Here is a 10124-nt window from a genome sequence, read left to right as displayed (position 1 = left end):
CGGAGCACCGTCGGCGGCCGACCCCGCTCCCGCGTACCGTCCCGTCGCGTCCGCCCGCTCCACCGACTCCGGCGGCATCAGCGTCCGGCTGGAGGCGGCGACCCTGCCCCCGGGACCGCTCGACTTCGTCGCCCGGCTGCGCAGGGACCCCGAGGGGCGCGCGGTCACGCTGCCGGTGCCCGACGTCGCCACCGCCCCGGACCTGCACGACCTGCGCGTGACCCTGCGGCCCGATGAGCACCCCCTGGCCGAGGGCCGCTGGGACTGCTACGTCGTCCCGCGCGGCGGCAAGCGCCGCTTCCGGCTCCTGTCCGGGCCGGCGGAGCGCGCCCGGCGCGTCGGCCGGCCGACGCTGACCGGACACGGCACGGTCGCCACGGCCCTCCCGTACACCACGGCCGACGGCTTCCTGGCCCTGCGCGCCTGGCAGCGGCCCGCCCACGCCGAGGTGGACTCCCTCCGCGTCGAGGACGACCGCGTCACCGTCACCGCGACGCTGCTGACGGCCGGGGCCGCAGGGCCGCTCGACGACGCGTCCGTCGTCGCGGTGTCCCGCCAGGGCACGGAGTTCGACTTCACCACCCCTGTCCGCGCCCTTCAGGACAATCGTTTCTCCTTCACCCTCGACCACGACCGGGCCCTGGGCCTGCGCAGCCAGGAGACCGACGTCTGGGACCTGTTCCTGCACCGCGGCGCCGACGGCGACCCCGTGCCGCTCGGCCGTATCGGCGGCGACATCGTCGACCGCAACAAGACGGACGTCTTCCCCGCGGCGTACCACGTCCACCCCGCCCGCGGCCGGACCCGGGTGGAGCCCTACTTCACCGTCACCAACAACCTGGCGTTCCGTGCCCGCGACACGACCGGCGAATGACACCGCCGCGGGCCGCGCAGGGCACACCGGACGACCTGCCGCGGGACCGCCCGCCCGCCGCCGTCGCGGGGCCCCGTGCCCGGGGCCCGCAGCGGTACGCTGACCAGGCCGCATCCGTCCGTCCGAAGGGACAAGCCCCATGCCGCTCGAAGCCGGCCTCCTGGAGATCCTCGCCTGCCCGGCGTGCCACGCCCCGATCGAGGAGGAGGAGAGCGAGCTGGTCTGCACGGGCCAGGACTGCGGCCTCGCGTACCCGGTCCGGGACGGCATCCCCGTCCTGCTCGTCGACGAGGCCCGCCGCCCCGGGTGAGCACCACCGGGTGAGGTGCCGGTGTGCCGCGGGGGCGGAGCGGAGCGCGTAACGGGGTACGCGTACCGCACGCCGTGCGACACACGTACGCGGTGACGCCGGGGTGCGCGAGGGCACCCGGCGACGAGGGTCCCCCGGCGAACGGAGGCTGCCGTCCATGCTCGACGAATCGTTGCTCGACACGCCCGACGCCCTGGAGGAGGCGGACCGCCGCGGTCTGCTCCGCGGCGCCGCCGAGGCCGGTGCCCGGGTCCGGACCGCCGTCCGCCTGGCCACCGAGGCCGGCATCCCGGACCTGCGGCCCGACGGCCGCCCCCGCGCCGTGCTCGTCGCGGGCCCCGGCATCGCCTCCGCGGGCGTCGCCGACCTCCTCGGCTCGCTCGTGGGCTCCGGCTGCCCGGTGACCCGGCTGCACTCCACGGGTGTGGCCCCCGCCGCGGGCGCGCTGCGCTGGGAGCTGCCCGGCTGGGCCGGCTCCCTCGACCTGCTCCTGGTCGCCACCCCCGACGGCGGCGAACCGGGCCTCGGCCTCCTCGTCGACCAGGCCTACCGCCGCGGCTGCACGGTCGTCGCCGTCGCCCCCGCCGGCACCCCGGTGACCGAGGCGGTGGACGGCGCCCACGGCCTCTGCGTCCCGATGGCGACCGCCCCGTACGACCAGGACGAGCCCGTGGCGGCTGCCTCCCCCGGCATTCTGTGGGCGCTGCTCACCCCCCTGCTCGTGCTCCTCGACCGCACCGGTCTGATCACCGCGCCCCCCGACACCCTGCAGCAGATCGCCGACCGCCTCGACCAGGTCGCCGAACGCTGCGGCCCGGCCGTCGCCACGTACGGCAACCCCGCCAAGACCCTCGCCGGCGAACTCGCCGAGACGCTCCCGCTCATCTGGACCGAGGGTTCCGGCGCCGGCCCCGTGGGGCGCCGTTTCGCCGCCGCCCTCGCCGAGCTCGCGGGCCGCCCCGCCCTCGCCGCACAGCTGCCGGAGGCGCTCGCCTCGCACATGGCGCTGCTGTCCGGCGCCCTCGCCGCGGGCGCCGACCCCGACGACTTCTTCCGCGACCGCGTCGAGGAGCCGGCCGCCCTCCACGCGCGCGTGGTGCTGCTGCGCGACCGGCCCACCGGAGGGCTCAGCGCCGCCCCGGCCGCCCGCGAACTGGCCCTCGGCCACGACGCCGCGATCAGCGAACTGGAACCCGAGGAGGGCGGCGACCTCCAGGCCCTCGCGGAACTGATCGCCGTCACGGATTTCGCCGCCGTTTACCTGGCGCTCGCTTCGAGGGCCTGATCTGTATCCCGGCCCCGGGCTCACCGGCCGGGGCCGGGCCACCACCGTACGGACCCCGCGGGCGCGTACGACGCCGCGGCCCGCCCGACCACGGAGCGAGAAAGACACCTCATGGACCGCCTCGAGAACACGATCCGCCCCTACGCCTGGGGCTCGACCACCGCCATCCCGCGGCTGTGCGGCACGGAGCCGACCGGCGAACCGCAGGCGGAGATGTGGCTGGGAGCCCATCCCGGCGCCCCCTCACGCACCCCGCGCGGCCCGCTCACCGAGGTGATCGACGAGGCCCCGGAACGGGAGCTGGGCCCGCGGGCGGTCGCGAAGTTCGGCCCGCGCCTCCCCTTCCTCCTCAAGATCCTTGCCGCCGGCGCCCCCCTCTCCCTCCAGGTGCACCCCGACCTCGGGCAGGCCAGGGAGGGGTACGAGGACGAGGAGCGCCGCGGCGTCCCGGCCGACGCGGCCCACCGCAACTACAAGGACGCCAACCACAAGCCCGAGCTCATCTGCGCCCTGACCGAGTTCGACGGCCTGTGCGGCTTCCGGAGCCCCGAGCAGGCCGCCGACCTGCTCGCCGCCCTCGGGGTCGACTCCCTCAAGCCGTACGTGGACCTGCTGCACGCCCAGCCGGAGGAGGCGGCGCTGCGCGAGGTGCTGACCGCGGTGCTGTCCGCCGACCCCGAGGACATGGCGCGTACGGTCGCCGAGGCCGCGGACGCCTGCGAGCGCCTCGGCGGCGCCCACGCGCCGTACGCGGACATCGCCCGCCACTACCCGGGCGACCCGGGCGTCATCGCCGCCATGCTGCTCAACCACGTCCGGCTCCAGCCCGGCGAGGCGCTGTTCCTCGGCGCGGGCGTCCCGCACGCCTACCTCGACGGCCTGGGCGTCGAGATCATGGCCAACTCGGACAACGTCCTGCGCTGCGGCCTGACCCCCAAGCACGTCGACGTCCCCGAACTCCTGCGCGTCGTCCGCTTCGAGGCGAGCGACCCCGGCGTCCTGCGCCCGGAGGCCTCGCCCGAGGGCGAGGAGGTCTACGAGACCCCCATCGACGAGTTCCGCCTCTCCCGGTACGTCCGCGCCGAGGGCGCCCCCGCCCACGACCTCACGTCCGAGGCCCCGCAGATCCTGCTGTGCACGGCCGGCTCCGTACAGGCCGGCGAGCACGCACTCGCCCCCGGCGCGTCCGTCTTCGTCCCGGCGGGCGAGAAGGCCGAGGTCACCGGCGGCGGAACGTTTTTCCGCGCCTCGGTAATCATTTAACAAGTCATTACCACTTCTTGGGAGACCCATCGAAGTTCTCGCCTGTCGTAGTCGGCCCGGGCTGCGAAGATGCCCTGCGCACACGGCGGGCAGCGCCCGGCCGACGACCGACAGCAGAGCAACCGAAGGGACGGCCCGGACACATGAGTGCGTCAGGCGGCACCAAGGCGATCGTGGCGGCACTCGCCGCCAACCTCGCGATCGCGGTAGCGAAATTCGTGGCGTTCCTCTTCAGCGGATCGTCCTCGATGCTCGCCGAGTCGGTGCACTCGCTCGCCGACTCCGGCAACCAGTTCCTGCTGCTGCTCGGCGGCAAGAGGGCACAGCGCGAGGCGACCCCGGAGCACCCGTTCGGCTACGGCCGCGAGCGCTACATCTACGCCTTCCTCGTCTCCATCGTCCTCTTCTCGGTCGGCGGCATGTTCGCCATCTACGAGGGCTACGAGAAGATCAGCCACCCGCACGAGATCGAGCACTGGTACTGGCCGGTCGGCGTCCTGGTCTTCGCGATCATCGCGGAGTCCTTCTCCTTCCGCACCGCCATCAAGGAGTCCAACCAGACCCGCGGCAAGCAGTCCTGGAAGGACTTCGTCCGCCACGCCAAGGCACCCGAGCTGCCGGTCGTCCTCCTGGAGGACCTCGGCGCCCTCGTCGGCCTGGTCCTCGCGCTCGGCGGCGTCGGCCTCGCCCTCGCCACCGGCAACGGCGTCTGGGACGGCATCGGCACCCTCTGCATCGGCGTCCTGCTGGTCCTGATCGCGATCGTCCTGGCCGTCGAGACCAAGTCGCTCCTGCTGGGCGAGGCGGCGGGCGTCGAGGCGGTCAGGAAGATCGAGACCGCCATCGTCGACGGTGACACCGTCACCGGCATCATCCACATGCGGACCCTGCACCTCGGCCCCGAGGAGCTCCTGGTCGCCGCCAAGATCGCCGTCCAGCACGACGACACGGCCTCCGAGGTCGCCTCGGCCATCGACGCCGCCGAGACCCGCATCCGCGAGGCCGTCCCGATCGCCCGCGTCATCTACCTCGAACCGGACATCTACAGCGAGGCCGCGGCCGCCGAGGGCCCGGACCCCGAGGCCACTCCCGGCGGCTCCGTACCGGCGACGGAACACTGACGGGACGACCCGCCGCGGACATCCGGCCCCCGGGCCGAGCCGAGGGACGAGGGCCCGCCGACATCGTTCGGCGGGCCCTCGTCCGTTGTTCCCCGAGGCAGGTGAGGCCGTCGGGGTTCCCGGGCGGACTGCCGACAGCGCGGCCGACCGGTGTAGCTTGGAACGGAGCCAGACGTCGCTGCTGATGGCGGTCGGGCGGTCCCACCGCGGACCGGCCGAGGGAGAGAGGGCCTCCGACGGACTGCGCTGCGCGCAACGGTGCACGCCCGTGCCCCGTCGGGCACCCGTGCCCGCCGCCGCGCAGACCAGCCGTACCCACCTCGCCCCCCGATCCGAGGAGCAGCCCGTCATGACCACTGTCGACAACCGACAGGACTTCAAGGTCGCCGACATCACCCTGGCCGAGTTCGGCCGCAAGGAGATCACCCTCGCCGAGCACGAGATGCCCGGCCTGATGGCGATCCGCAAGGAGTACGCCGAGGCCCAGCCCCTGGCCGGCGCCCGCGTCACCGGCTCCCTGCACATGACCGTGCAGACCGCCGTGCTCATCGAGACCCTGGTCGCCCTCGGCGCCCGGGTCCGCTGGGCCTCCTGCAACATCTTCTCCACCCAGGACCACGCGGCCGCCGCCATCGCCGTCGGCCCGGACGGCACTCCGGACGACCCCAAGGGCGTCCCGGTCTTCGCCTGGAAGGGCGAGACGCTCCAGGAGTACTGGTGGTGCACCGAGCAGGCGCTGACCTGGCCGGACAGCCCCACCGGCGGCCCGAACATGATCCTCGACGACGGCGGTGACGCCACCCTCCTCGTCCACAAGGGCGTCGAGTACGAGAAGGACGGCAAGGTCCCGGGCCTGGAGACCGCCGAGTCCGACGAGCACCGCGTGATCCTCGAGCTCCTGCACCGCACGATCACCGACGGCTCGCAGAAGTGGACCCAGCTCGCCTCGGAGATCCGCGGCGTCACCGAGGAGACCACGACCGGCGTCCACCGCCTGTACGAGATGCAGCGCGACGGCGTCCTCCTGTTCCCGGCGATCAACGTGAACGACGCCGTCACCAAGTCGAAGTTCGACAACAAGTACGGCTGCCGCCACTCCCTGATCGACGGCATCAACCGCGCCACCGACGTCCTGATCGGCGGCAAGACCGCGGTCGTCTGCGGCTACGGCGACGTGGGCAAGGGCTGCGCGGAGTCGCTGCGCGGCCAGGGCGCCCGCGTGATCGTCACCGAGATCGACCCGATCTGCGCCCTGCAGGCCGCGATGGACGGCTACCAGGTCACCACGCTCGACGAGGTGATCGACAAGGCCGACATCTTCGTCACCACGACCGGCAACAAGGACATCATCATGGCCTCGGACATGGCCAAGATGAAGCACCAGGCGATCGTCGGCAACATCGGCCACTTCGACAACGAGATCGACATGGCCGGCCTCGCCAGGATCCCCGGCATCGTCAAGGACGAGGTCAAGCCGCAGGTCCACACCTGGAAGTTCCCCGACGGCAAGGTGATCATCGTCCTCTCCGAGGGCCGCCTGCTGAACCTGGGCAACGCCACCGGCCACCCGTCGTTCGTGATGTCCAACTCCTTCGCGGACCAGACCCTGGCCCAGATCGAGCTGTTCACCAAGCCCGACGCGTACCCGACCGGCGTCTACACGCTGCCCAAGCACCTCGACGAGAAGGTCGCCCGCCTCCACCTCGACGCGCTCGGCGTGAAGCTCACCCAGCTCCGCCCCGAGCAGGCCGCGTACATCGGCGTCGAGGTCGAGGGCCCGTACAAGTCGGACCACTACCGCTACTGAGCCCGCGGCGGGCGCGTCCGTGCCCGGGCACCCTCCGCGCACGGACGCACTCCGCACCGGCAGCACACCCGACAGGCCCCCCGCACCCCGGTGCCGGGGGCCTGCCCCGTCGGCCCGCGGCCGGCCCCACCCACCTCATCCAGGACCCCAGGACATCCCATGCCCCGCGGCCGGTATTCGCTGCACGACCCGCACGACCACACCCCCCTCGCCGACGAGCACTTCCACTGCGCGCCCGGGCCCTCCGGCTGGCGCTACGTCTCCCGGCTGACCGCCCCCTCCGGTGACGACACGGGCTCCGTCGACCTCTCCCTGGACGACCTGGGCCGTCCCATCCGGCTGGAATGCCACGCCGGGAGCTGGCAGGTCCGGGGCGCCGCGCTCGACGGAGTCACCTGGGTCCGCACCGACCCCACCGGCACCCACGCCACCGAGGGAAGTGTCCGTGCCCACGCCTTCACCGGCACGTCGCCGGCGTTCCTGATCGCCACCGCCCGTCTCCTGCGCCTCACCCCCTCAGCGTCCGCGACCCGTGTACGCCTCGTCGCCCTCACCGACCCGGTCCTCGCCCCGCGCACCGTGGACCAGTCCTGGACCCTGATCGGAAGAGAAGCACACGCCACTGACAACGGCCCCCTGACCGTCGACGAATACCAGGTCACAGCCCTGGACACGGGCGAGCAGCACACCGTTCACCTCTCCGGCGACGTGGTCCTCGCGGCCCCCGGCATCGAGTTGGAGGAGTTGGAGTCACCACCCTCGACGTTCCACTGACCGGCCGGCCGACTGCCTCAAGCAGGGGGTGCGAACCCCGTGCTCGGCCGGTCAGGCCGACCGGCCGTCTCGTGCGATGCCGTCGCGGGGCCGACGCTCGTCGACGCCGTCCCCACTGCTTGCACTCCCGAGGACGGCGGGTGGTGCGTCGTGCCGTGGTGCGGCACCGCCGGAGGCGCTTGTACCGCGGTGCCACCGCCTCCGAACGCCCGCCGCGCCTCCCGTGCCTGCCGCTCGTGCAGGACGGCAGCCAGATAGGCGGCCGCCGGAACGCCCTCCGGCGCCGGAGACCCGGTACGCGCGACCAGATCGGAGGCCAGACGCTCCGCCATCGCCTGCCCGACCTGAGGGTCCAGCTGCCGCATCCGCGTCAGGTACTGGCGGACGGCCAGCCACAGGCCATCGGGCACCGCGGACAGGTCGAGCGCGAAGAACCTCCCCGCCAGCCAGTGGGGCGGCGGAGGCACCGAGTGCCCCTCCCCGGCCGGCACCCGCTCCCGTACGACCAGCGTCCCCGCGAAGACGTCACCGAGCCGCCGGCCCCGCGCCGACACGAGTGAGGCGATGCACGCGATGACGCCGAACGTCATGAGGATCTCGACGATCCCGACGGCACCGCGCACCAGCGCGTGCCGGAAGCGGATCGGCCCTCCGTCGTCCCGCACCACCCGCAGCCCGAACGCCAGCTTCCCCAGGGACCGCCCATGGCTGAGCGTCTCCACCGCGATCGGCCCGCCCACCAGCACCAGCAGGAAGCTCGCGATCGATACCGCGACCTGCGCCGCCTCGTCCAGACCGGCCGTCGACGCGACGAGGACCATGGTCACGACGAGGTAGGCGACCACGGCCACGACCAGGTCGAGCACCACGGCGAGCGCCCGGCTCGGCAGCTTCGCGGGGCGCACCTCCAGCGCCACCGCCTCACCTGTCACCAGCTCACTCACGTGCCCGTCCCTTCCCCTGGCCTGCCCGGTGAACGGCCAGTCTGCCAAGCTGAGGGCACATCGCGCCGCAGTACGACAAGCTGACACGCAGTACGAGAGGACGAGGAGCAGCACACCCCATGGACCTCGATGTCTTCGTGTCCGCCCACCGCGCGGAGTGGGACCGTCTCGACGCACTGCTCAGCCGCAGGCGCCGACTCGACGGCGCCGAGGTCGACGAGCTCGTCAGCCTGTACCAGCGCACCGCCACCCATCTCTCCGTGATCCAGTCCAGTGCGCCGGACCCGCAGCTCACCGGACGCCTCAGCCAGCTGGTGGCACGCGCGCGCAATACCGTGACGGGCACCCGCCACGCCTCCTGGCGCGACGCCACACGCTTCCTCACGCACGGTTTCCCCGCCGCCGTCTACCGCTCACGCCACTGGTGGATACCCACGGCGATCCTCTCCACGATCGTGGCCGCGCTCCTGGGGTGGTGGATCGGCACCCACCCGGAGGTCCAGTCCGCGATCGCCGCCCCCGACGAGTTGCGCGAGCTCACCCGCCCCGGTGGCGAGTACGAGACCTACTACTCCAGTCACCCCGCCGCGTCCTTCGCCGCCCAGGTGTGGACGAACAACGCCCAGGCCGCCGCCATGTGCCTGGTCCTGGGCATCTTCCTCGGCCTGCCGGTCCTGTGGATCCTCTTCCTCAACATGCTGAACCTGGGCGTGGGCATCGGGCTGATGGCCTCGGCCGGCCGGCTCGACATCTTCCTGGGTCTCGTCCTCCCGCACGGCCTCCTGGAACTGACCGCCGTCTTCGTGGCCGCCGGTACGGGCCTGCGACTCGGCTGGACCCTCATCGACCCGGGCCCGCGCACGCGGCGCTCCGCTCTCGCCGAGGAGGGCCGAGCCGCACTGGGCATGGCGGTGGGCCTGGCCCTGATCCTGTTCATCTCCGGTGCGATCGAAGGGTTCGTCACTCCTTCCGGGCTGCCCACCTGGGCGCGCATAGGCATCGGCGTCGCCGCCGAGCTGGCCTTTTTCGCGTACGTCTACGTCCTGGGCGGGCGCGCGGTCCGGGCCGGCGACAGCGGCGACATCGACGAAGCCGAGCGGAGCGCTGCCATCCCGACGGCGGCCTGAGCACCTGTCCCCGCTGCTCCGAACTGCACCTGCACCTGCACCGCACGTCTGCCACCGATGTGCAAGCACCCGCGCGGAGCTGTTAACCTCTTCTTCGCCTCGCAAGACTTGTTGACACGGGTTGGGTGGGGAGGTAGATTCGAACAGTTGCCTAGAGGGGACCTCCCCGGTCGGCAGCAGTGAAGGTCTGTCAGCTTCTCGAAGCCTCGATTGAATCGACATCGATGAAGCCCCGATGATTGAGAAATGGACGACCGGTCAGTCCGGTCCAATTCCTCTGATAAAGTCGGGAACGCCGAAAAGGAAACGCGGAAGCGCCAGCCTTCGAAGCAGCCGAAAGGCAAATCCCGCCGACTGGGAAACAGGCCCGAAAGGATCTGATAGAGTCGGAACCGCCGGAAAGGGAAACGCGGAAGCGGGAACCTGGAAAGCACCGAGGAAATCGGATCGGAAAGATCTGGTAGAGTCGGAAACGCAAGACCGAAGGGAAGCGCCCGGAGGAAAGCCTGAGAGAGTCTCTCGGGTGAGTACAAAGGAAGCGTCCGTTCCTTGAGAACTCAACAGCGTGCCAAAAATCAACGCCAGATATGTTGATACCCCGTCTCCAGCATCCGCTGGG

Annotated in this window: 8 protein-coding genes and 1 pseudogene; 8 read left to right on the top strand and 1 reads right to left on the bottom strand. The window is 72.0% G+C overall.

The features are described 5' to 3' along the window. From UW392_RS46970 to UW392_RS46940, 7 genes and pseudogenes are all read left to right on the top strand, one after another. Positions 1-874, top strand: a pseudogene (locus tag UW392_RS46970) (glycosyltransferase family 4 protein); the annotation flags it as partial. 139 nt (positions 875-1013) lie between these two features. Continuing rightward, positions 1014-1184, top strand: coding sequence for a Trm112 family protein (locus UW392_RS46965; protein WP_320781487.1), 171 nt, complete (start codon positions 1014-1016; stop codon positions 1182-1184). 157 nt (positions 1185-1341) lie between these two features. Beyond that, positions 1342-2469 (top strand): SIS domain-containing protein, encoded by a 1128-nt coding sequence (locus tag UW392_RS46960; RefSeq protein ID WP_320781486.1) that lies wholly within the window; start codon positions 1342-1344, stop codon positions 2467-2469. Positions 2470-2580: 111 nt separating this feature from the next. Further along, on the top strand, positions 2581-3732 hold the full coding sequence (gene manA, locus UW392_RS46955; RefSeq protein ID WP_320781485.1) for a mannose-6-phosphate isomerase, class I: 1152 nt from the start codon (positions 2581-2583) through the stop codon (positions 3730-3732). Between the two features lie 143 nt (positions 3733-3875). Further along, on the top strand, positions 3876-4853 hold the full coding sequence (locus tag UW392_RS46950; RefSeq protein WP_320781484.1) for a cation diffusion facilitator family transporter: 978 nt from the start codon (positions 3876-3878) through the stop codon (positions 4851-4853). 349 nt (positions 4854-5202) lie between these two features. Further along, on the top strand, positions 5203-6660 hold the full coding sequence (gene ahcY, locus UW392_RS46945) for an adenosylhomocysteinase (protein WP_320781483.1): 1458 nt from the start codon (positions 5203-5205) through the stop codon (positions 6658-6660). Positions 6661-6819: 159 nt separating this feature from the next. Next, entirely contained in the window at positions 6820-7434 is a 615-nt protein-coding gene (locus tag UW392_RS46940; protein ID WP_320781482.1) for a hypothetical protein, read from the top strand. Between the two features lie 17 nt (positions 7435-7451). Here the strand turns inward: UW392_RS46940 and UW392_RS46935 are convergent, their stop codons facing one another. Then, positions 7452-8378, bottom strand: a complete 927-nt coding sequence (locus tag UW392_RS46935) for an RDD family protein (protein ID WP_320781481.1) — start codon at positions 8376-8378, stop codon at positions 7452-7454. Positions 8379-8497: 119 nt separating this feature from the next. Between UW392_RS46935 and UW392_RS46930 the strand changes: the two genes are divergently transcribed. After that, positions 8498-9505: a stage II sporulation protein M gene (locus UW392_RS46930; protein ID WP_320781480.1), complete on the top strand. Its 1008-nt coding sequence runs from the start codon at positions 8498-8500 to the stop codon at positions 9503-9505. Positions 9506-10124 lie beyond the last annotated feature (619 nt).

This window comes from Streptomyces sp. CRN 30, from assembly GCF_034105845.1.
Note: the sequence above shows the minus strand (reverse complement) of the source record. Positions and strands in the feature narration are given on the sequence as shown.